The organism is Actinophytocola sp. NPDC049390, from assembly GCF_044466355.1.
Classification (GTDB): domain Bacteria; phylum Actinomycetota; class Actinomycetes; order Mycobacteriales; family Pseudonocardiaceae; genus Actinophytocola.
In genome coordinates this window covers 527,487-548,824 of the sequence record NZ_JBITMQ010000001.1, presented here as the reverse complement: position 1 = coordinate 548,824, position 21,338 = coordinate 527,487, and the positions used below count along the sequence as shown (strand labels likewise).

General features: G+C 72.2%; 22 protein-coding genes. 12 read left to right on the top strand and 10 right to left on the bottom strand.

Annotated features, from left to right (window positions below; all coding sequences use genetic code 11):
* Positions 1–75 precede the first annotated feature (75 nt).
* Complete coding sequence (locus ACIBVP_RS02500; RefSeq protein ID WP_396104171.1) at positions 76–1,512, top strand: KamA family radical SAM protein; 1,437 nt, start codon at positions 76–78, stop codon at positions 1,510–1,512.
* A gap of 52 nt (positions 1,513–1,564) precedes the next feature.
* On the opposite strand, the gene ACIBVP_RS02495 is transcribed toward ACIBVP_RS02500, so the two are convergent.
* Together ACIBVP_RS02495 and ACIBVP_RS02490 are read right to left on the bottom strand one after the other, a co-directional pair.
* Positions 1,565–2,389: an aldo/keto reductase gene (locus tag ACIBVP_RS02495; protein ID WP_396104170.1), complete on the bottom strand. Its 825-nt coding sequence runs from the start codon at positions 2,387–2,389 to the stop codon at positions 1,565–1,567.
* Positions 2,390–2,400: 11 nt separating this feature from the next.
* Entirely contained in the window at positions 2,401–3,195 is a 795-nt protein-coding gene (locus ACIBVP_RS02490; RefSeq protein WP_396104169.1) for an SDR family NAD(P)-dependent oxidoreductase, read from the bottom strand.
* 81 nt (positions 3,196–3,276) lie between these two features.
* On the opposite strand from ACIBVP_RS02490, the gene ACIBVP_RS02485 reads away from it, so the two are divergent.
* The 4 genes from ACIBVP_RS02485 to ACIBVP_RS02470 all read left to right on the top strand — a co-directional run bounded on the left by ACIBVP_RS02485 (position 3,277) and on the right by ACIBVP_RS02470 (position 7,281).
* Positions 3,277–3,726: a MarR family winged helix-turn-helix transcriptional regulator gene (locus ACIBVP_RS02485; protein ID WP_396104168.1), complete on the top strand. Its 450-nt coding sequence runs from the start codon at positions 3,277–3,279 to the stop codon at positions 3,724–3,726.
* Between the two features lie 47 nt (positions 3,727–3,773).
* Positions 3,774–4,664, top strand: a complete 891-nt coding sequence (locus ACIBVP_RS02480; protein ID WP_396104167.1) for an aminoglycoside phosphotransferase family protein — start codon at positions 3,774–3,776, stop codon at positions 4,662–4,664.
* A 101-nt stretch (positions 4,665–4,765) separates the two neighbouring features.
* Positions 4,766–6,163 (top strand): S28 family serine protease, encoded by a 1,398-nt coding sequence (locus ACIBVP_RS02475; RefSeq protein ID WP_396104166.1) that lies wholly within the window; start codon positions 4,766–4,768, stop codon positions 6,161–6,163.
* Between the two features lie 65 nt (positions 6,164–6,228).
* Positions 6,229–7,281, top strand: a complete 1,053-nt coding sequence (locus tag ACIBVP_RS02470) for a GDSL-type esterase/lipase family protein (RefSeq protein WP_396104165.1) — start codon at positions 6,229–6,231, stop codon at positions 7,279–7,281.
* Between the two features lie 71 nt (positions 7,282–7,352).
* Here ACIBVP_RS02470 and ACIBVP_RS02465 read toward each other — a convergent pair whose 3' ends face one another.
* Entirely contained in the window at positions 7,353–7,958 is a 606-nt protein-coding gene (locus ACIBVP_RS02465) for an HAD-IA family hydrolase (RefSeq protein WP_396104164.1), read from the bottom strand.
* Positions 7,955–8,710 (bottom strand): SDR family NAD(P)-dependent oxidoreductase, encoded by a 756-nt coding sequence (locus ACIBVP_RS02460; RefSeq protein WP_396104163.1) that lies wholly within the window; start codon positions 8,708–8,710, stop codon positions 7,955–7,957. Before ACIBVP_RS02460 ends, ACIBVP_RS02465 begins: the two co-directional genes overlap by 4 nt.
* 172 nt (positions 8,711–8,882) lie before the next feature.
* Here ACIBVP_RS02460 and ACIBVP_RS02455 point away from each other — a divergent pair, with 172 nt between their 5' ends.
* Positions 8,883–9,722, top strand: coding sequence for a phosphatidylinositol-specific phospholipase C/glycerophosphodiester phosphodiesterase family protein (locus ACIBVP_RS02455; RefSeq protein ID WP_396104162.1), 840 nt, complete (start codon positions 8,883–8,885; stop codon positions 9,720–9,722).
* On the opposite strand, the gene ACIBVP_RS02450 is transcribed toward ACIBVP_RS02455, so the two are convergent.
* Positions 9,723–10,298, bottom strand: a complete 576-nt coding sequence (locus ACIBVP_RS02450; protein ID WP_396104161.1) for a CGNR zinc finger domain-containing protein — start codon at positions 10,296–10,298, stop codon at positions 9,723–9,725.
* 67 nt (positions 10,299–10,365) lie between these two features.
* Here ACIBVP_RS02450 and ACIBVP_RS02445 point away from each other — a divergent pair, with 67 nt between their 5' ends.
* Positions 10,366–11,124 carry a methyltransferase domain-containing protein gene (locus tag ACIBVP_RS02445; RefSeq protein ID WP_396104160.1) on the top strand — a complete coding sequence of 253 codons (759 nt, stop codon included), beginning with the start codon at positions 10,366–10,368 and terminating at the stop codon, positions 11,122–11,124.
* Between the two features lie 13 nt (positions 11,125–11,137).
* On the opposite strand, the gene ACIBVP_RS02440 is transcribed toward ACIBVP_RS02445, so the two are convergent.
* Complete coding sequence (locus ACIBVP_RS02440) at positions 11,138–11,593, bottom strand: Lrp/AsnC family transcriptional regulator (RefSeq protein WP_396104159.1); 456 nt, start codon at positions 11,591–11,593, stop codon at positions 11,138–11,140.
* Positions 11,590–12,726 carry a M24 family metallopeptidase gene (locus tag ACIBVP_RS02435; RefSeq protein WP_396104158.1) on the bottom strand — a complete coding sequence of 379 codons (1,137 nt, stop codon included), beginning with the start codon at positions 12,724–12,726 and terminating at the stop codon, positions 11,590–11,592. The genes ACIBVP_RS02440 and ACIBVP_RS02435 overlap by 4 nt, the downstream gene beginning before the upstream one ends.
* A gap of 158 nt (positions 12,727–12,884) precedes the next feature.
* Here ACIBVP_RS02435 and ACIBVP_RS02430 point away from each other — a divergent pair, with 158 nt between their 5' ends.
* On the top strand, positions 12,885–13,856 hold the full coding sequence (locus ACIBVP_RS02430; RefSeq protein WP_396104157.1) for an ATP-binding cassette domain-containing protein: 972 nt from the start codon (positions 12,885–12,887) through the stop codon (positions 13,854–13,856).
* Complete coding sequence (locus ACIBVP_RS02425) at positions 13,853–14,653, top strand: ABC transporter permease (protein WP_396104156.1); 801 nt, start codon at positions 13,853–13,855, stop codon at positions 14,651–14,653. The genes ACIBVP_RS02430 and ACIBVP_RS02425 overlap by 4 nt, the downstream gene beginning before the upstream one ends.
* A gap of 32 nt (positions 14,654–14,685) precedes the next feature.
* Here the strand turns inward: ACIBVP_RS02425 and ACIBVP_RS02420 are convergent, their stop codons facing one another.
* Positions 14,686–17,832 carry a BTAD domain-containing putative transcriptional regulator gene (locus ACIBVP_RS02420; protein ID WP_396104155.1) on the bottom strand — a complete coding sequence of 1,049 codons (3,147 nt, stop codon included), beginning with the start codon at positions 17,830–17,832 and terminating at the stop codon, positions 14,686–14,688.
* 44 nt (positions 17,833–17,876) lie between these two features.
* On the opposite strand from ACIBVP_RS02420, the gene ACIBVP_RS02415 reads away from it, so the two are divergent.
* Positions 17,877–18,809 (top strand): 5'-3' exonuclease H3TH domain-containing protein, encoded by a 933-nt coding sequence (locus ACIBVP_RS02415; RefSeq protein WP_396104154.1) that lies wholly within the window; start codon positions 17,877–17,879, stop codon positions 18,807–18,809.
* On the opposite strand, the gene ACIBVP_RS02410 is transcribed toward ACIBVP_RS02415, so the two are convergent.
* Positions 18,775–18,912, bottom strand: coding sequence for a hypothetical protein (locus ACIBVP_RS02410; RefSeq protein WP_396104153.1), 138 nt, complete (start codon positions 18,910–18,912; stop codon positions 18,775–18,777). The two genes, ACIBVP_RS02415 and ACIBVP_RS02410, sit on opposite strands and share 35 nt — an antisense overlap.
* A 119-nt stretch (positions 18,913–19,031) precedes the next feature.
* Entirely contained in the window at positions 19,032–19,739 is a 708-nt protein-coding gene (locus ACIBVP_RS02405; RefSeq protein WP_396104152.1) for a TetR/AcrR family transcriptional regulator, read from the bottom strand.
* Positions 19,740–19,792: 53 nt separating this feature from the next.
* On the opposite strand from ACIBVP_RS02405, the gene ACIBVP_RS02400 reads away from it, so the two are divergent.
* Positions 19,793–20,731, top strand: a complete 939-nt coding sequence (locus tag ACIBVP_RS02400; protein WP_396104151.1) for a beta-ketoacyl-ACP synthase III — start codon at positions 19,793–19,795, stop codon at positions 20,729–20,731.
* Positions 20,722–21,318, top strand: coding sequence for a lysophospholipid acyltransferase family protein (locus tag ACIBVP_RS02395; RefSeq protein ID WP_396104150.1), 597 nt, complete (start codon positions 20,722–20,724; stop codon positions 21,316–21,318). The genes ACIBVP_RS02400 and ACIBVP_RS02395 overlap by 10 nt, the downstream gene beginning before the upstream one ends.
* The last annotated feature ends 20 nt before the right edge of the window (positions 21,319–21,338 follow it).

Genomic DNA, 21,338 nt, shown 5'->3' with positions numbered 1-21,338 from the left:
TCCTTCCGTAGGATTTGCGTCTGTACTACGTTCTGGCAGCATATCTTTACGTCAACCTAGCGACCAGGAGGACGGATGACGGCAGTGCATGACGCGGTCACCGCCGCCACGACGGTCTCCGACGCAGTGGAGGAGACCGGGCGGCAACCGTACGAGTACGTCCGACGAGAGCTGGTCGAGCCTGACTGGCGCCGGTTCCCGGGCTGGAAACACGTCACCGAGGCGCAGTGGCGCGACGCGCAGTGGCAGCGCGTGCACTGCGTGAAGAACATCAAGCAGCTACGCGCCGTGATGGGCGATCTACTGTCCGAGGCCTTCTACGAGGACCTGGCAGGGGACCAGGAGCGGCTCGCCACGATGTCGATGCTGCTGCCCCCGCAGATGCTGAACACGATGGCGCCGACAGCGACCGCCGGCGACATCACCAAGGAGTTCCTCGCGGATCCGATCCGCCGGTACATGATGCCGGTGGCCGGCGACCGTGACCCGGTGTGGCCGAACCACCCGCACTCGTCACGCGACTCGCTGCACGAGGCGGAGATGTGGGTCGTCGAGGGGTTGACCCACCGCTATCCGACCAAGGTGCTGGCCGAGCTGCTGTCGACGTGCCCGCAGTACTGCGGGCACTGCACGCGGATGGACCTGGTCGGCAACTCGACCCCGTCGGTGGACAAGCACAAGCTGGCCCTCAAGCCGGTCGACCGCCAGGACCAGATGATCGACTACCTGAAGAAGACCCCGGGCGTGCGCGACGTGGTGGTCTCGGGTGGCGACGTGGCGAACGTGCCGTGGCACCAGCTCGAGTCGTTCCTCATGCGGCTGCTGGACATCGAGACGGTGCGGGACATCCGACTCGCCACCAAGGCGCTGGCCGGGATGCCGCAGCACTGGCTGCAGCCGAAGGTCGTCGAGGGTCTGGAGCGGGTCGGGCGCACCGCGCACCGGCGCGGCGTCAACCTGGCGATACACACGCACGTCAACCACGTGCAGTCGGTGACCCCGCTCGTCGCGGAGGCCGCCCGCACGGCGCTCGACGTGGGTGTGCGCGACGTCCGCAACCAGGGCGTGCTGATGCGGGGCGTCAACGCGACCCCGGACGACCTGCTCGACCTGTGCTTCGCGCTGCAGGGCGAGGCGAACATCCTGCCCTACTACTTCTACATGTGCGACATGATCCCGAACGCCGAGCACTGGCGCGTCGCCGTGTGGGAGGCGCAGGCACTGCAGCACGCGATCATGGGGTACCTTCCCGGCTACGCGACGCCGCGCATCATCTGCGACGTGCCCTACGTCGGGAAGCGCTGGGTGCACCAGCTGGCGGAGTACGACCGCGAGCGTGGCGTCTCGTACTGGACCAAGAACTACCGCACGGGCATCGAACGGCAGGACGCCGACGCCCTGTCGCGCCGCTACCCGTACTACGACCCGATCGCCACGCTGCCGGAGTCGGGGCAGAAGTGGTGGCGCGACTACGGATCAGTTCAGAACAGCTCGGCCGGCTCGGAGGCCTGAACGGTGATGCGCCCGGCGTGCGCAGGGGCGACGCCGGGCGCATCGTCCGTGGTCAGTTGAACTGGTCGGGGTCCGGGCCGGTGCGCAGGCCGCGCTCCAGACCGGACAGCGCCGCGACGTCGTCGTCGGCCAGTTCGAAGCCGAAGACGTCGAGGTTCTCCGCGATCCGGGACGGGGTGACCGACTTCGGGATCACGACGTTCCCGAGCTGCAGGTGCCAGCGGAGCACGACCTGCGCGGCGGTACGGTCGTATTTCTTCGCGAGCGACGTGACCACGTCGTCGGCGAGGAGGTCGCCGCCCTTGGCGAGCGGGCTCCACGCCTCGGTCACGATGCCGTGCTCGGCGTCGGCGGCATGGACCGCCTCGTTGGTGAGGTACGGGTGCAGCTCGACCTGGTTCACCGCGGGTACGGTGCCGGTCTCGTCGACCAGTCGCCGCAGGTGTTCCGGCTGGAAGTTCGAGACGCCGATGGCGCGCACGCGGCCGTCGGCCAGCAGCTTCTCGAACGCGCGCCACGTGTCGACGTACCTGTCGCGCTTCGGCGTCGGCCAGTGGATCAGGTACAGGTCCAGGTACTCCAGGCCGAGCCGGGACAGGGACGCGTCGAACGCGCGCAGCGCCGAGTCGTAGCCCTGGTCGCTGTTCCACAGCTTGGTGGTGACGAACAGTTCGTCGCGCGCGACGCCGGACTTGGCGAGGGCAGCGGCGACGCCCTCCTCGTTGCCGTAGATCGTCGCGGTGTCGATGCTGCGGTACCCGGCCCCGAGCGCTGCGGTCACGGCCGCCTCGGTCTCGTCGTTCGGGACCTGGAACACGCCGAAGCCCAGCTGGGGCATCTCGACGCCGTTGTTCAGCGTGATGTTCGGGACTGTCATGTCTCTCCTCGTCAAGGGATGATCGTGGGCGCGACGCCGCCATCGGCCCGCAGTGCGGCGCCGGTGGTCGACGACGCCAGGTCGGAGGCCACGTAGGTGATCATGTTGGCGATCTCCTGCGGCCGGATGAGGCGCCCGAGCAGCGACGTCGGCCGCTCCCGCGCCATGAACCGGCGCTCGGCCTCCTCGAACGGCACGTCGGCGCCGATGCGGTCGCGGACGAACTCCTCGACGCCTGGCGTGAGCGTCGGGCCGGGCATGACCGTGTTCACGGTGACGCCGGTGCCCTTCAGTTCCTGCGCCATACCGCGCGAGACGGAGATCTGCGCGGTCTTCGTCATGCCGTAGTGCACCATCTCGGTCGGGATGAACACGGCCGACTCGGAGCTCACGAAAACCACCCGGCCCCAGCCGCGCCCGGCCATCCTGGGCGCGTAGTGCCGCGCGAGGCGGACCCCGGACAGGACGTTGACCTCGAAGAACCGCTGCCACTCCGCGTCCGGGATCTCGAAGACCGGGGTCGCGGAGAAGATGCCGGCGTTGTTGACCAGGACGTCGACGTCGGGCACCTCGGCGATCAGGGCGTTCGCACCCTCGGCCGTGCCGACGTCCGCGGCGACGCCGGTGATCCGGTCCGATCCGGTCTCCGCGCGCAGTGCCTCGACCGTCGCGTCGACGCGGTCCTTGCCCCGGCCGTTGACCACCACCGCCGCGCCGGCACGCGCGAGGGTCGCCGCGGTGGCCTGTCCGATGCCCGAGGTGGAGCCCGTGACCAGGGCCCGCTTCCCGGTGAGGTCGATGTTCATGTTCCTCCAGTACACTTGCAACTACCAGCGTCGACAATAGTTGCACACGCGGGTTATTGCAGGACGAGGAGCGTGAGTCGTTTGTCACTCGATGATGACGCCGCCGAAGCGCGCGCGCAGGGTTGGCGCACGCTCGCGGCCCTGCACGCCCGCATCGAGGACGCGCTCGAGCGCGCGCTGCGCCGCGGGCACGACCTGTCGGTGAGCGAGTACGGCGTGCTGGACGTGCTGGCCAGGCAGGACGGCTGGCACATGCGCATGACCCAGCTTTCCAATGCGGTCGTATTGAGTCAGTCCGCGACGACCCGGCTCGTCACGAGGCTCGAGGACCGCGGCCTGCTGCAGCGGTACCTGTGCCCGACCGACCGCCGCGGCATCTACACCGAGGTGACGCCCGCCGGGCACGACCTGCTGGCCGCGGCCCGGCCGACCCACGACGCGACGGTGTCGGCGGCGCTCGACGACGCCGGGCAGGTGCCGGAACTGGCGCCGCTCGTGCGGGCGCTGGACCGCCTCGGCGTCGCTGGTTGACCGTGACGCGGCGTCGTGTGCCACCGCGGCTTTGAGATGATCACCGCGTGGCGGTCGAGTTCGGGTTCGAGCAGGAGCTGGTACGGGCGCTGCTGATCGAACAGCACCCGGACCTCGCGGACCTCGAGCTCAGGGACGTCGCGGGTGGTTGGGACAACCAGCAGTGGCGCCTCGGGACGGAGCTGGCCGTCCGCATGCCGCGCACCGAGCGGGCCCCGGCCCTGCTGCGCACCGAGCAGAAGTGGCTACCCGCCCTGGCCGAACGCCTGCCGTTGCCGACGCCCACCCCGGTGCGCGTCGGCGAACCGTCGGCCCTGTTCGAGCACACCTGGACGATCACACGCTGGGTCGAGGGCGAGCCCGCCGACCGCGCACCGATCACCCGCGCCGACGCCGCCGACACCCTCGCGGGTTTCCTCACGGCACTGCACCGGCGGGCACCGGCGGACGCGCCGACGAGCCCCACACGCGGCATCCCGCTGGCCGGGTTGCGCGACGGTTTCAGCAGCGCGTTGCACGTCGTGGCCGACGACGCGAGCGCCGATGCCGCGCGAGAGACCTGGGAGAAGGCCGTCGCGGCGCCCGCGTGGCACGGACCGCCGACCTGGCTGCACGGCGATCTGCACCCCGCGAACGTGGTCACGCGGGGCGGTGCCCTCGCCGGGGTGATCGACTTCGGCGACATGTGCGCAGGTGATCCCGCCACCGACCTGTCCGCGGCCTGGATCCTGCTGCCCGCCGGGACGGCGCGCCGGTTCTTCGAGACCTGCACGGACGTGGACGAGGCCACCATCGCACGGGCGCGGGGCTGGGCCGTCCTGCGCGCCCTGCACCTGATCAGCATCGGGCGCAACGGCAGGCTCGGTCTCCCCGGCGGCAAACCGACGTGGGAACCGGCGGGCCGGGCCGCGTTGGCACGGGCGTTGGCCGTGGACTGACCGCGCGGGAACTACGGTCCTTTTGGCGGCTGCGCGCGGCGCCGGTGCTCGGGAACAATCCCCGCGAGGTTGACCCTGCGCATCCCCCGAGGAGTCCCCGCGTGAACCGAAGAAGGACGTTCGCGGCGTTGGCGACGACGCTGCTCGCCACGACCGCGATCGGCGTCGGCACGGTCGCGCCGGCCCAGGCGGCCACCGCCGACCTCGCCGACCAGCTCGCCGCCATCCCCGGCATGACCGTCTCCGAACAGCCGCCGCCCGCCGCTGGCTACCGGTTCTTCTTCCTCACCTACCGGCAGCCGGTCGACCACACGAAGCCGGGCGGCCCCACGTTCGACCAGCGGCTCCAGCTGCTGCACCGCGACGTGAGCCGCCCGATGATCCTCCACACGACCGGCTACAACATGCCGGAGTTCGCGTTCCGCAGCGAACCCGCGCAGCTCGTCGACGGCAACCAGATCTCCGTCGAGCAGCGGTTCTTCTCCCCGTCGCGGCCCAACCCGGCCGACTGGAGCAAGCTGACCATCCGGCAGGCGGCGACCGACCACCACCGCATCACGCAGGCGCTGAAGACGATCTACTCGGCGAAGTGGCTGTCCACCGGCGCCAGCAAGGGCGGCATGACCTCGGTCTACCACCGCCGCTTCTACCCGGGGGACGTCGACGGCGTGGTCGCGTACGTCGCGCCCAACGACACGAACAACCGCGAGGACAGCGCGTACGACGAGTTCCTCGACTCGGTCGGCAGCACCCCGGCGTGCCGGACCGCCCTGAAGACCCTGCAGGACGAGGCGCTCTCGCGGCGCACCGACATGGTGAACCGGTACGACGCGCTCGCCGCCGAGCAGGACCTGCACTTCGACGCGGTCTTCGGGTCGACGGACAAGGCGTTCGAGATGGCGGTGCTCGACACCGAGTGGGCGTTCTGGCAGTACAACAGCGAGGCGAACTGCCAGGTGCCCGGCCGGGACGCGAGCAGCGACGAGATCTTCGCGTTCATCGACCGGATCGCGGGCTTCGCGTTCTACTCGGACGAGCAGATCCTGGGCTACGCGCCCTACTTCTACCAGGCGGCGACGCAGCTCGGCTGGCCGCAGCCGAAGTTCCGGTACCTGCGGGACGGGCTGCACTACCCGGCGCTGTACCAGGCGAACTCCAGCCTGCCCGCCGAGCTGCACTCGCGGCACGACGCGTGGCCGATGATCGACGTCGACCACTGGGTCACCAAGACGGCGAGCCAGATGTTGTTCGTTTACGGGTCAAACGACCCGTGGGGCGCGGAACCGTTCCACCCCAGTGACAAGGATTCCTACACCTACACCGCTCCCGGGGCGAACCACGGCGCGAACATCGCCCGTCTGGCCCCGGCGGACGCGGCCGCTGCGCGGGCGACCGTGCTGCGGTGGGCCGGGGTGTCGGCGCGGACCGCACAACAGCGGTCGGCCGCGACCTCGGTGCTGGACTCCCGCAACCCGGACCTGGAGCGCAGGCCCCTCTAGCGAGATGTCCTGGCCGCCCCCTGTCGTTGATCAGGGGGCGGCCTCCCTCCCTAGACTGGGTGGCGATGCGACCCTCGGGATGGCTTGTCCTCTTCCTCGTTCTCGTCGTGGTCACGTTCGGGCTGACCGGTGACCACCGGTTCCCCGCGCCGCGTCCCCTGCCTGGTCCGCCGGAGGACGCGCCCAGGGTGATCGTCGCGATGGGCGACAGCACGATCTCCGGCGAGGGCGCGGGCGACTACGAAACCGGCACCAACGGGGAGAAGGGCAACTGGTGCCACCGCTCCGCCAACGCGTCGATCTTCCAGGTGCGCGTGCCCGGCGTGGAGAAGGCGTACAACCTGGCCTGTTCCGGCGCACCGTCCGCGCAGGTCGGGCTCGGTGACGTCGAGCAGTACACGGAGATCTCCCAGGCCAAGCAGCTCGCGCGGATCGCGGCACGCAACCGGGTGACGGCGGTCGTCGTGGCATCGGGCGCCAACGACGACCCCGCCTTCTCCCACGTGCTCGACTCGTGTGTCCAGGCGTGGGCCGGACGCGAGCTGCCGTGCAGCCAGTCGGTCGGGCCGCGGTGGGAGCGGCGCGTGGACAAGATGATCCCGAAGCTGACGAACGCGTTGCGGGACATCAGAACCGTGATGCACAACGCCGGCTACCAGCGCGGCGACTACTCGCTGGTCGTGCAGTCGTACGCGGCGCCGGTCGGCACGGACGTCGCCCGCGGTCTGCAGGACCTGTCCGGGTGCCCGTTCCTGTCCGAGGACCTGCGGTGGGTGGAGGAGGAGGCGGTGCCGGTCCTCACCGCCGGGGTGCGGACGGCGGCGCGGAACGTGGACGCGCGGTTCCTCGACCTGTCACGCGCCGGGATCGGCCGGGAGGCGTGCACGTCGGAACGCGACCCGGACAGCGAGTGGTTCCGGCGCCTCGCGGTCGAGTGGAACGACCTGCAACACGACGACCGCGCCACCCACGCACTGCAGGAGTCCTTCCACCCCAACGCGAACGGGCACGAGCAGTTCGGGCAGTGCCTGTCCGAGTTCCTCACGTCCGTCGACCGGGCGGCGGCGTGCCTGCCGGGCCGGGAGGGGAACCTGCACGCGGCCGCCAGCCCCGAATAACGCCGGTCGATCGGCATGTACACCACCGCCGACGCCGACTCCGCCGACATGTTCGGGCAGACCGCGGCCGATCACTGACTCGGACCGGTCCTCGGGGGGTTACGGGTCAGCACCGCGCGAAGGCCCACCACGCCGGTGAAGTGGTGTCCGGTCATGCCCAGCGCCTCGGCCGCGGCGACGTTCGCGGCGTCGTCGTCGACGAACAGGCAGCGTTGCGGCGGGGCGCCCGCCTCCTTCGCGGCCGCCAGGTAGATTCCCGGGTCCGGTTTGGCCACACCGATCCGGGCGCTGTTCACGATCCCGTCCACGTGCCGCCCGAGTCCCAATACGTCCACATCGGACTCCAGGCGGGTGGTCGCGTTGGTGACCAGCACGACCGGGGCGCCCGCCAGGGCGAGCACGGCCGCGACCTCCTCGTCGACGCTGCCGGTGCCGCGCGACCACGCGGCCACGAGTTCCGCCGCCGTCGCGGTGTGCGTGCGGAGGTCGTCGGCGATCGCGGCGCGCCACGCCTCGTCGGTGCACTGGCCGGTGATCGCGGGCAGGAGCCGGTGCGGGGCGAACGCCGCCGCCGCGAGGGTGCCGGGCCGCACGCCGTGCTCCCGTTCCAAGTCAGCCGTATCGGGCCATTGGCGCAGCACCCCGTCGAGGTCGCAGAGAACGGCGTCGAAGGTCACAGCGCGTGCCCGCCCGCGACCTGCAGCACCTGACCGGTGATCCACCTGGCCTGGCGCGACGCGAGGAAGACGACGGCGTCCGCGATGTCCTCGGGGTCACCCGGACGGCCGAGCGGGACGATCGCCCGGACCTGTTCGACCAGCTCGTCGGTCATCCACCCGGTCTGCACCGGGCCCGGCGCCACCGCGTTGACGCGGATGCCGCGCGGGCCGAGGTCCAGCGCGGCGGCGCGGGTGAACGCCTCGAGCGCGGCCTTGGACGTGCCGTAGCCGAGCTGGCCGGAGAACGCGCGGGCCGCGTCGGTGGAGATGTTGACGACGCACGGTGGTGGGTCGCCCGCCCGCCGCGCCAGCTCCGCGGTGAGGAGCGCGGGCGCGATCGCGTTGACGCGGTAGTGGCGTTCGAGGCCACCCGCGGTGAGCGCGTCGACGGTGTCCGGGCTCTCGCAGTGCGCCGCGTTGTTGACCAGGACGTCGACCGGTCCCGCCGCGTCGAACAACGTCGCGGCGGCGTCCGGTGCCGCGAGGTCGGCGCTGACCGCGACGCCGCCCAGCTCCGCCGCCAGCGCGGTCGCGCCACCGGGCACCGCGTGCTCCCAGCTGACCCCGTCGGGCGCGCTGGGCTGTTCGGCGAGGTAGTGGACGACGACGCGGGCGCCCTCGCGCGCGAACGCGCGGCTGATCGCCGCGCCGATACCGCCCGCTCCCCCGGTCACCAGCACGGTCCGTCCCGCGAGTCCCGCATCGACCATGGTCGGAGATCATGCCGGACGCTCATGACTCCCCCTCGCAGGCTCCGGGGTGCCGCTCGCGGTCGCCCTGTGTTCGATGATTCGCTCCGCAAGCTCCGCTCATCGGCGGTTCACCCGGGATTCGCCGCTGTGGCCTACCGTGTCGGCACCCCGAGACCATGGAGGTTGTCCCTTGCGGCGTCCCCTGATTCTCCTGCTGGCCGTCCTCGGCCTCGTCGCCGGCGCCGTGCCCGCGACCGCGACACCCACGCACGACCGGGTCCGCCCGCTGGCGCAGGCCCACGCGCACAACGACTACGAGCACGCACGTCCCCTGTTCGACGCGCTCGACGAGGGCTTCACGAGCGTGGAGGCCGACATCTACCTGGTCGGCGGCGAGCTGCTCGTCGCGCACGACCCGGAGGACCTCGACCCGGCCCGCACGCTGACCGCGCTGTACCTGGAACCGTTGCGGGAGCGGGTGATCGCCAACCATGGCGGTGTCTTCCGCGGCTACCGCGACTTCCAGCTGCTGATCGACATCAAGACCGAGGGCGAGTCGACCTACGCCGCGCTCGACGCGCTGCTGCGGGAGCCGCGCTACGCGTTCCTGTGGACCAGCTACCGGTACGGCCACGTCCGCACCCGCGCGGTCACCGCGGTGGTGTCCGGCAACCGGCCGCGCGCGACGATGGCGGCACAGCCCACCCGGGTCGCGTTCTATGACGGTCGTATTGCCAACCAGTCGGACCTGGGCCCCGGCTCGGACGCGCGCCTGACGCCGCTGGTGTCGGACAACTGGACGAACCTGTTCTCGTGGCGGGGTGTCGGTGCGATGCCCGCCGCCGAGCAGGCGAAGCTGCGGGACATCGTGCGGACCGCGCACCGAGCGGGTCAGCGGGTCCGGTTCTGGGCCACCCCGGACGCGCCCGGCGCGGAGCGCGACGCGATCTGGCGTGAGCTGGTCGCGGCGGACGTGGACCACATCAACACGGATGACCTGAAGGGCCTCGCGGACTTCCTGGGCAAGTAGTCAGCTCTCGGCGGCCTTCCGCGCCCGGAAGGCCGCCGCCTTCACGCGGTTCTGGCACGCGGTGGAGCAGAAGCGCCGCGTGCCGTTCCGCGAGACGTCGACGTACACCCGGTCGCACGCGGGCGCGTTGCAGAGCCCGAGCCGGTCGATGGCCGGGTTGCCCAGCACGATCGCGAGCCCGGTGGCCATGGGCGCCGCCCAGCTGACCGGCCACGACGCGTCGGCGCTGTGGAAGTGCAGGTGCCACGGCTCGTCGTCGTGCCGCGACAGCGTGGGCACCGCGTTCACCTCGCGCATGATCGTGTTCAGCTCGACGCACGCCGCGTCCACGTCGCCGCTGTCGACGAGCTCCACCACGAAGCGCAGCCGCCCCGCCCATGCGGCCAGCTCCACCGCGTCCGCGGGCGTTGGCGAGTCAGGTGTACGGGAAGCCGGGACCGCGTCGCGGACCGCGGCCGTCAGCGCGTCGCCCTCCGGTGCGTGGAACGGGCGGCCGTGCCGTTCGCCGGGCGTGACGTCGTTGATCAACTTCACCGCATACCCGACCACGTCGCTTGTGTGACTGTCGAACTCCACTTGACCAGTTACTCCTGTTCGGGTTAGCGTCACTGTCGTCAAGCTTAACGCCAGTTACGGAGGAATCATGCGGCAAACGGTGCAGAGCGCGGTGGCGACCCGGTGGCTCGAGCGGTGGGACGCACAGCAGGAACGCTACGTGCCCGACCGCGAGGAGCGGTTCCGCGTGGTCATCGACGTGGTCACCGCGGCGGCCGGGGACGGGCCCGCCACGGTGGTGGACCTCGGGTGCGGCCCCGGCTCGCTGTCCCAGCGGCTGGCCGACGCGCTGCCGGAGGTCCAGGTGGTCGGCGTGGACGCCGACCCGCTGCTGCTGGGGCTCGGCCGCGCGAACACCAACCCGCGCGTGCGGCTGATCGAGGCGAACCTCGCCGACCCCGGCTGGACCGACGCGACCGGCCTGCCCGGGCCGTGGGACGCGGCGGTGTCGAGCACGGCGCTGCACTGGCTGTCGCCGGACGATCTGGGTCAGCTGTACCGCGTCCTGGCGCGGAACCTGCGGCCCGGCGGGGTATTCGTCAACGCCGACAACATGGGGCTCGGCCAGCCCGCCCTGGACGGCATCGCCGACGCCGTCCGCCGTGCCCGCACACGCCGCGTCGGCACGCAGGACAACGAGGAGTGGTCCGCGTGGTGGCAGGCGCTGCGCGCCGACGACGAGCTGGCGCCGCTGATCGACGCCCGCTCGAACGCGGCCATCGCGCACAGCGGCGAGAACGGGCTCACCGTGTGGCAGCACGCGGAGCTGCTGCGGCAGGCCGGGTTCGCCGAGGCGGGCCCGGTGTGGCAGTTCGGCGACGACCATGTCCTGGTGGCGGTCCGCTAGCGCGGGTCACTGCCTACAGCGCGGGCGAACGGCCCTCGTAGGGGGTCGAGAGCACGACCGTGGTCCGGGTGGAGACCTTCGCGGCCTCGCGGATCTGCCGCAGCAGGTCCTCGAGCGCGGCCGGGGAGGCCACCCGGACCAGCAGGATGTACGACTCGTCGCCCGCCACCGAGTAGCACGCCTCGATCTCGCGGATGTGCTCCAGCCGCGTCGGGTAGTCGTCCGGGGCGGCCGGGTCGATCGGGGTCAGCGAGATGAACGCGGTGAGCGGCAGCCCGATCACCTCGGCGTCGAGCTGGGCGTGGTAGCCGCGGATCACGCCGCGCTGCTCGAGCCGCCGCACCCGCTGGTGCACGGCGGAGACGGACAGCCCGACCCGCTCCGCCAGGTCCGTGAAGCTGCACCGGCCGTCCTCGGCCAGCTCGCGCGCGATCGCCTGGTCGATCGGCTCCAGCTCGGACGCGGTCATCGGACGGGCAGCGACACGAGGTCGTGCGGGCGGGTGTTGAGCGGCTCGACGCCGTCCTCGGTGACCACCACGATGTCCTCGATCCGCGCGCCCCACCGGCCCGCCTGGTAGATGCCCGGCTCGACCGAGAACGCCATGCCCGGTTCGAGGAGCAGGTCGTTGCCGCCCACGATGTACGGGTGCTCGTGCACGTCGAGCCCGATGCCGTGGCCGGTGCGGTGGATGAAGTACTCGCCGAACCCGGCGGCGGCGATCACGTCGCGGGCGGCCGCGTCGACGTCCTGCGCCGGGATGCCCGGGCGGACCGCGTCGACCGCCGCCTGCTGCGCCTCCTGCAGCACCGCGTAGGTCTTCAGTACGTCGGTATCGCGTGGCTCGCCCATGACGTACGTGCGGGTGCTGTCCGAGCAGTAGCCGGACGGGACCGGGCCGCCGATGTCGATCACCACGACGTCGCCCGCCTCGATCACCCGGTCGGACACCCCGTGGTGCGGGCTCGCGCCGTTCGGGCCGGAGCCGACGATCACGAACTCGGCGACCGTGTGGCCCTCCTCGACGATGGCGGCCGCGATGTCCGCGCCGACCTCGGATTCGGTACGACCGACTCGCAGGAACTCCGCCATGCGGGCGTGCACGCGGTCGATCGCGGCACCCGCCGCCCGCAGCTCGGCGATCTCCTCGGCGTCCTTGCGCATCCGCAGCTCACGCACGATCGACCCGGCCAGCACCTGCTCGGCGTCCGGCAGCGCGGACCGCAGGCCGAGCACGTGCATCGCCACCATCACGTCGCCGACCGCCACCTTCCCGGGGTTGCCGACCAGCGACGCGACCAGCCCGTACGGGTCCTCCCCGTCGACCCACGTCGCGACCTGGATCCCGAGGTCGCGAAGCGGCACGGGGTCGTAGCCGGGCGCCTCCAGCTTCGGCACCACCAGTGTCGGCGCGCCGTCGGCCGGCACGACGAGGCACGTCAGGCGCTCGAACGAGCTGCCACTCGCGCCGAGGAGGTACCGCAGGTCCGAACCGGGCGCCATGAGCAGGGCGGCCACCCCGGCGCTCGCGGCAGCGGCGGCCGCGCGGTCGAGCCGCTTCGACAGTGCCGCGGGGTTGATCGCGGAGACGGTGGTCGACATGTCGGAAAGCCTAGCCCTCGACCCGCGAAACGGGCCTCAGCACGGTGTGCGCGCCGTGTCAGGCCGGTCTCAGCCGCATATCAGCGCACCGGCGCATCGTCGGCGACGACCGCGGGACGGACCACGTCCCGGCCATTTCATCCCGAGGGGGAACCACGATGGACAACGCGGTGCTGGCCGAAGGGCTGGCCAGGCGGTTCGGTGAGACGACGGCGCTCGCGGGCGTCGACCTCGCGGCGCGCACCGGCAGCGTGCTCGGCATCCTGGGCCCGAACGGCGCGGGCAAGACGACCGCCGTGCGCGTTCTCGCCACCCTGCTCGCCCCAGACTCCGGGCACGCGGCCGTGTGCGGGCACGACGTCGTCCGCGACGCGCACCGCGTGCGGCAGCTCGTCGGGCTGACCGGGCAGTACGCCTCGGTCGACGAGATGCTCACCGGTTTCGAGAACCTCCTGCTCATCGGCAGGCTGCTGGGCCAGTCGCGGGCCGAGGCGAAGGCGAACGCCGGGGACCTGCTCACGCGGTTCGACCTCAGCGACGCCGCGGGCCGCGCGGTGAAGACGTACTCCGGTGGCATGCGGCGGCGGCTGGACCTGGCGGCGAGCCTGATCGGCAGGCCGCGCGTGCTGTTCCTGGACGAGCCGACGACCGGGCTGGACCCGCGCAGCCGCCTCGGTCTGTGGCGGATGGTGCGCGACCTCGTCGCCGACGGCGTCACCGTGCTGCTGACCACGCAGTACCTGGACGAGGCCGACCAGCTGGCGGACGAGATCGCGGTCATCGACCACGGCCGGGTCATCGCCACCGGCACGCCCGCCGAGCTGAAGGCGCGCACCGGCGCGCAGCCGCTCGTGGTGCGCCCGTCGGAGCCCGCCCACCTGCCGGTCGTGACCGCGATCGTGCGGGAGCTGACCGGGGTGGTGCCGGCGGTCGAGGACACGACCGTGACGGCCACCGTCACCGATCCGGCGCTGCTGCCCGCCGTGGTCCGCAGGCTCGACGACGCCCGGGTGACCGTGGCCGAGCTGGCGCTGCGGGACGCGAGCCTGGACGAGGTGTTCCTGAGCCTCACCGGGCACCGCGCGGAGGAGAGCACCGATACACCTGACCTGGAAAGGACCCCGGCATGACCGCCGCCGTCGTCGCTCTGCCGCCGAGGGTGCGGCCGGCGGAAGGTCTCCGCCAGAGCGTGTCGCTGTCGTGGCGCACGCTGGTGCAGATCAAGCACAACCCCATGGAGCTGATCGACTTCAGCATCCAGCCGATCATGTTCCTGCTGCTGTTCACGTACGTGTTCGGCGGCGCGATCGCCGGCTCGACCGGCGACTACCTGACCTTCGCGCTGCCCGGGATCATCGTGCAGAACGCGTTGTTCGGCACCATGAACACCGGGCTCGGCCTGAACAACGACCTGACGAAGGGCGTGTTCGACCGGCTGCGTTCGCTGCCGATCGCCCGGTGGGCGCCGCTCACCGGGCGGATCGTGGCGGACACCGTGAAGCAGGCGTGGGCGATGGCGCTGCTGCTCGGACTCGGCGCGCTCATGGGTTTCCGGGTCGGCGACAACGGGTTCCTCGGCGTGCTCGGCGCGTTCGGCCTGCTGCTCGCCTTCGCGGTCGCGTTCTCGTGGATCTCGGTGCTGGTCGGCGTGCTCGTGAGCGAGCCGGACCGGGTGATGGTCTTCGGGTTCGCCGTGATGTTCCCGCTGACGTTCGTGTCCAACGCGTTCGTGCCCACCGGCACGATGCCCGGCTGGCTGCAGGGCTGGGTGGACGTGAACCCGGTGACGGTCCTGGCCGACGGGATGCGCGGCCTGCTGGTCAGCGGCCCGGTCGCCGGACCGGTGAGCGGGGCGCTGCTGTGGGCGGCGGGCGTCCTGGTGGTGTTCGCGCCGCTCGCGGTGCGTGCCTTCCGCAAGCGGGTCTGACGGGGTGAACGGGTGACGGGTCAGCTGACCTGTCACCCGTTCACGCCGTTCGGGTGCCCGACGAGGTCGCGCACGGTCTCCCTGGTCGTCGCACGGCCCTCGGCGTAGCACGCGACGAAGTCGTCGTCGTCGAGTGCCGCGCGGACCGCGGCGTCGACCCGCACGTAGTCCAGCTGGGAGAGGTCCTTGGTGCCGCGCACTCCCTCGCTCGCGCCGAGCAGCACCGCGGCCCGGCGCGGCTCGCCCCGGCGCAGGGTCAGGTCCGCGGCGCCGACCAGCACGGTCGCGATGACCGGCGCGTCGTTGCTGCCGATGGCCAGCTCCAGCGCCCGCGCGTGGTGGGCCGCGGCGGTGTCCAGGTCGCCGACGGCAGTGGCGTAGTAGCCGAACGACGTCTCGATGAGCGAGTAGAACTGCGGCGCCACCCCGACCCGCGACCGGGCCTGCCGCGCAAGCTCCCGCACGCGGTCGAGCTGTCCGCGGGCCTCGGTGAGGTCGCCCGCGAGACGGGCGAAGTCGGCGCGGGCGTGCGCGACCCCGGCGAACCCCTCCGGCAGGCCGCCGCGCTCGGCGTCGCGTTCGGCCGCCACGAGCGCCGCCGCCGCGCGGTCGTCCTCGCCGAGGTTGACGTACAGCGACGCGAGGCTCAGCCGGTAGCGGACCAGGTCCTCGTTGGTGACCAGTTCGGCGAACAGCCCGTTCGCCTCCTCGTAGTAGGAGATCGCGGTCGCGAAGTCTCCTCGCCACGCGACCAGGTCGGCGAGCGAGCACAGGGTGAACGACATCCCCCACCGTTCACCGACCGAGCGGAACGCGGCCAGCGCCGCACGGAAGTCCGCCTCGGAGTCCTCGTGCCGCAGCCCGGCGTTGAGGTAGGTGTGCGCGCGGATCGCCAGCGCGCACCCGGCGGCCCACGGGTCGCCCCCGTTCTCGATGACGTCGGCCAGGTGCCGGTTCACCGCCACACTGGGCGCACCATAGGAGATCATCATCTCGTCGAGCACCACGATCAGTCGCAGCAGCGGGTGGTCGTCGGTGTTCTCGGCCGCCAGCTCGACCGCCTGACGGAACCACGCGGCCGCGCTCTCGTGGTCGAACGAGCCGTCGATCGCGAGCAGCGCGGCCAGGCCGAGCGAGAGCGCGCGCTCCCTGGGCGGCACCTCGCCCGACATGGCCACCACGTCCGCGGACAGCTCGGCGCCCTCGGTCTTGTTCCCGGACAGCCACCAGTACCAGCCGACGCTGTTGACCAGGCGTGCCGCCATGGCGGCCGAGTCCGCCGCGATCGCGGCGCGCACGGCGGCGTGCAGGTTGTCGTGGTCACCTTCGAGCCTGCGCATCCACTCGAGCTGCTCGGCGCGGCGCAGGTGCGGCTCCGCGACCTCGGCGAGCCGGGTGAACCACGCGACGAACGCGTCCCGCACCCGGTCGGACTCCCCCGCCTCGGCCAGCCGCTCCCGGCCGTACGCCTTGATCGTCTCCAGGAGCCGGTACCGGTCACCGGCAAGCGATACGAGTGACTTGTCCACGAGGGCGGTGAGCAGGTCGAGCACGCGGTCGGCGGGCAGGTCGGGACCGGCGCACACCTGCTCGGCGGCCTCGAGGGTGGCTCCGCCGGAGAAGATCGACAGCCTGCGCAGCAGCGTGCGCTCGTCGTCGTCCAGCAGGTCCCAGCTCCAGTCGACGACCGCGCGCAGTGTCTGGTGCCGGGGCAGGGCCATCCTGCTGCCGCCGGTGAGGAGGCGGAAGCGGTCGTCGAGGCGGGTGGCCAGCTGGTCGAGGGACATCGTGCGCAGCCGTGCCGCGGCCAGCTCGATGGCGAGCGGCATGCCGTCGAGCGCGCGGCAGACCCGCACCATCAGCGGTGCGTCGACGGTGAACCCGGGCCGGACCGCGCGAGCGCGTTCGGCGAGCAGCCGCACGGCCGGGTAGCCGAGCGCGTCGGCCGGGTCGGTGTCGGCGGGCGGCAGCGCGAGCGGCGCGACCGGCCAGAGCGTCTCGCCGGTGATGCCGAGCGGTTCGCGGCTGGTGGCGAGGACGTGCAGTCGCGGGCAGTCGCCGAGCAGCCGGTCCACGACCGCGGCGACGGCGGCGACGAGGTGCTCGCAGTTGTCCAGGACCAGCAGCGACGACCGGGTGGACAGTGCGGCGGCGAGCCGTTCGATGGGGCTGTCGGCCGGCTCTGGCCTGCCGCGGCTCGCCGCGCCGACGACCGCGGGCAACCCGCGGAGGCCGAGGGCGGTGAGCACGGTCTGCGGCACGTCCCCGCCATCGCCGACGGGCGCCAGCTCGACGAACCACACGCCGTCGGGTTGTCCGCCGACCAGCCCGTGGCCGACCTCGGTGGCGAGCCGGGTCTTGCCGGAGCCGCCCGGCCCGGTGAGCGTGACGAGCCGCGACTCGCCGACCATGGCGGTCACGGTCGCGAGTTCGTCGTCACGGCCGACGAAGCTGGTGAGCCCGGCGCGGAGGTTGGTCCTCCTCCGGTCGTCGTGCGTGACGGGCGTGCGGAGGAGTTCGCCGTGCAGCGCGGTCAGCTCGGCGGACGGGTCGGCGCCGAGCTGGTCGGCGAGCGTGTCCCGGACGCGGGCGAACACGGCGAGCGCGGCCGCGGTGCGGCCCGCGTTCGCGAGCGCGCGCATGAGCAGCCCGGCGAACCGTTCCCGCAGCGGGTGTTCGGCGACGAGCGACTCGAGCTCCGGCACGAGGTCGGCGCCGCCGTCCGCGAGGTCGGCCTCGATCCGGTCGCCGAGCGCGGCGAGCCGCAGTTCGGTCAGGCGCGCGATCGGCGCTTGCGCGAACGCGGCGGTGGCGGCGTCGGCGAGCGCCGGACCGCGCCACAGTGCGAGTGCGTCGGTGGTCCCGCCCTGGCTCGCGAGTCGTTCGAAGCGGTGGACGTCGACCTCGTCGGGGTCGAGCGCGAGGACGTAGCCGGTGGGCCGGGACTCGACGGTGAGGCCGGTGCGGCGCAGCCGGGACACGAGTGCCTGCAAGGCGTTCGCGGCCTCGGCGGGTGGCTCGTCGCCCCAGACACCGTCGACCAGCCTGCTGGTGGACACGACCCGGCCCGCGTCGAGTGCGAGGAGGATCAGGAGCGTGCGCAGGCGGGCACCGGTGACCGGCACCGGTGATCCGTCTCCGGCCAGCACGGTGAGGGGGCCGAGCATCGCGACACGCACGCGGGTGATTCTGCCCCTCGGCGCGGGCATGGCAGGCTGACCCCGTGACTGGCCCACTCGTACTGCTGGACTCGGCGAGCCTGTACTTCCGGTCCTACTACGCGCTGCCCGACTCGATGACCGCGCCGGACGGCACGGTGGTGAACGCCGTGCGCGGGTTCACGGACACGATCGCGCGGATCCTCACCGACCGCCGCCCGTCCCGGCTGGTGGCGTGCATGGACGCGGACTGGCGCCCGGCGTTCCGGGTCGACGCGCTGCCGACGTACAAGACGCATCGCGTCGCCGACCCGGTGAACAACGTCGAGGAGGTGCCGGACACGCTGACGCCCCAGGTCCCGATCATCCTGGACGTGCTGGACGCGTTCGGTTTCGCGGTGGCCGAGGCGGACGGCTACGAGGCAGACGACGTGATCGGCACGCTCGTGCACCGCGAGTCCGCCGACCCGGTCGAGGTCGTGACCGGTGACCGCGACCTGTTCCAGGTGATCCGCCACGAGCCGACGCCGGCCAGCGTCGTGTACGTCGGCCGGGGCTGGGCGAAGGCGGAGGTCCTCGGGCCTCGTGAGCTGGCGGAGAAGTACGCGCTGCCCGCGGAGAACACGGGCATCGCGTACGCGGACATGGCTCTGCTGCGCGGAGATCCGTCGGACGGCCTGCCGGGTGTCGCGGGCATCGGCGAGAAGACCGCCGCCCGCCTGATGACCAAGTACGGTTCGCTGGCGGGCCTGCTCACCGCGGCGGCGGCCACGCCGAGCGACGTGCCCCTGCGGGTGCGGACGGCGTTGGCGGACGCGGCGGAGTACGTCGCGGCCGCGCCGGTCGTGGTGCGGGTGGCGTTGGACGCGGAGGTCGTGCAGGACCGCGACGATCGGGTGCCGTCGTCACCGCGGGATCTGGCCCGGGTCCGCGAACTGCAGGAGAAGTGGGACCTGGGCGCGTCTATCGACCGGCTGCTGGCGGCGTTGCCGGGCTGACGACGGCGAACCGGGAGAGGTCGGGGCCATCGGAGCCGTCGTCGGGCCCGCACGCGCCGACGAGCGCGACCGTGAAGAGGGCGACGAGCACACGCTTGACCACGCGGTCACGCTACCTCGGCGGTGGGGTCCGGCCTCCGGCCCCCGGTTGCCACGCTACCGGCGGGCACCGACAGCGGTGGGACCCGCCGGGCGAGCGTGTGGACAACCGGGCGGGCTCGGTCAGGCCGTGGACAACCGGCGTCTGGGGAACCGGAACCGTCGGTGCCTCGTGGGAGGCTGGAACCGGGGGCCGGAGGCCAGCACCATCAGCAGCGTCACCGCGGCGATCGGCTGGCCCAGCAGTCTCCCCAGCGCCCTTCGCGCGCGGGCGGGTGCGCTCGCGTCCCGCCGCAGTTGCAGCGCGGTGTTCAACCCGAGCATCACACCCGACACCTCGAACACCATTTGGTCGGCGTCGGTGTCCGCGGGCAGGTCGCCATCGGCCGTCGCGGTGCGGATCTGGCGGTACAGGTCCCGGTCCCACACCGACGTCAGGCCGACGATCGTGTCGTGGACGCGCCCCGGCCGGTCGTCGAACTCCGTCGCGGCCGCCATGAAGAAGCAGCCGCCCGGGAAGACCCGGCGTTCGAGGTACGACACCCACGCCGCGCACATCGCGGTCAGCTTCTGCAGACCCGGCCTGACGTCTCGGACCCGGTCCGGGACCTCGCGGGCGAAGATCTCCGCCGCCGCGTCGACCACCGCCAGCTGGAGCTCCTCCTTGGACCCGAAGTGTCCCAATACGCCTGACTTGCTCATCCGCAGCTCGGTCGCCAGCCTGCCGATCGTCAGGCCCTCCAGTCCGTCCGCGGACGCCAGGCGCACCCCGGCCGCCAGGATGTCGGCCCTCGTCTGGCGGGCCTCGGCAACTGACCGTCGCGGACTCATGGGAGGCACTGTAGCATTTGGCGACCGAACGTTCGGACGCTAAAGGAGCACCAGTGCCGGGATCGCGCATCGCCGCCATGGGCCACCACCAGCCCAGCCACGTCCTCACCAACGACGACCTCGCCCACACGGTCGACACCAGCGACGAGTGGATCCGCAGGCGCACCGGCATCGCGACCCGCCACATCGCACGCGACGAGACCGTCACCGACCTCGCGGCGGCCGCCGCGGACAAGGCACTGGCCACGGCGGGGATCGCGCCCGCCGACATCGGCCTGGTGCAGGTCGCCACCTGTACGGCGATCGACCGCTCTCCGAGCATCGCCGCGCAGGTCGCCGGGCGGCTCGGGATCCCGGCCGCCGCCGCGTTCGACGTCAACAACGCCTGCGCGGGGTTCTGCACGGTCCTCGCCACCGCCGACCACGCCATCCGCGCGGGCGCCGCCCGGCACGCGCTCGTGATCGGCGCCGAGAAGATGAGCGACATCACCGACTGGACCGACCGGTCGACGTGCGTGCTGCTCGGCGACGGCGCCGGAGCGGCGGTGCTCTCGGCCAGCCCGGAAGAGCACGTGGGGCCGGTCGTCTGGGGGTCCGACCCCACGCTGGGCAACGCCGTCCGCATCCTCGGCGACTGGCACCCCATGTTCGCGCAGGACGGGCAGACCGTGTTCCGCTGGGCCACCACGACCCTGGCGCCGCTCGCGCGGCAGACGTGTGAGCGGGCGGGGATCGCACCACGCGATCTCGGCGCGATCGTCACCCACCAGGCCAACCTGCGGATCATCGAGGCCATCGCGGCTCGGCTGGACGTGCCGGACGTGGTGGTGGCGACCGACGTCGTCGAGTCCGGCAACACCTCCGCCGCCTCCATCCCCATCGCGCTGTCGAAACTGTTGGCACGCAACGAGATCCGGCCGGGCGCGAAGGCCCTGCTGTTCGGGTTCGGCGGCGGTCTGTCGTGGGCGGGGCAGGTCGTCACGTGTTCCTGATCCGGACCGAGGGCCGGGACCACCTGCCCGCGTCTGGCGCGGTCATCCTCGCCAGCAACCACCTGTCCTTCATCGACAGCGTCGTCATCCGGCTCGCCGCGCCGCGGCGGGTCACCTTCCTCGCCAAGGCCGAGTACTTCACCGGCCGGGGGCTGCGCGGCAGGTTCGTGCGCTGGTTCTTCACCGCGGCCGGGTCGGTGCCGGTGCGCCGCGGCAGCCATCGCGCCGCGCAGGCCTCGCTCGAGACCGCACGCGAGGTGCTCGCCCGCGGCAACGTGTTCGGCATCTACCCGGAAGGCACGCGGTCGCTCGACGGCAGGCTGTACCGCGGACGCACGGGGGTCGGCTGGCTCGCGCTCACCACGGGCGCGCCGGTCGTGCCGGTGGCGCTCGACGGCACCGAGCGGCTGCAGCCGGTCGGCACGCGGCTGCCCCGCCCGCACCGGGTGACCGTCCGGTTCGGGCGTCCGCTGACCTTCGCGGGCGACCCGACGTCGGCCGCCGCCCGCCGCGCGGTCACCGACGAGGTCATGCGTGCGATCGGCGCGCTGTCCGGGCAGGAGCGCGCCGACCGCTACGCGGCCTGAACGTGACATCGGGGGACCCC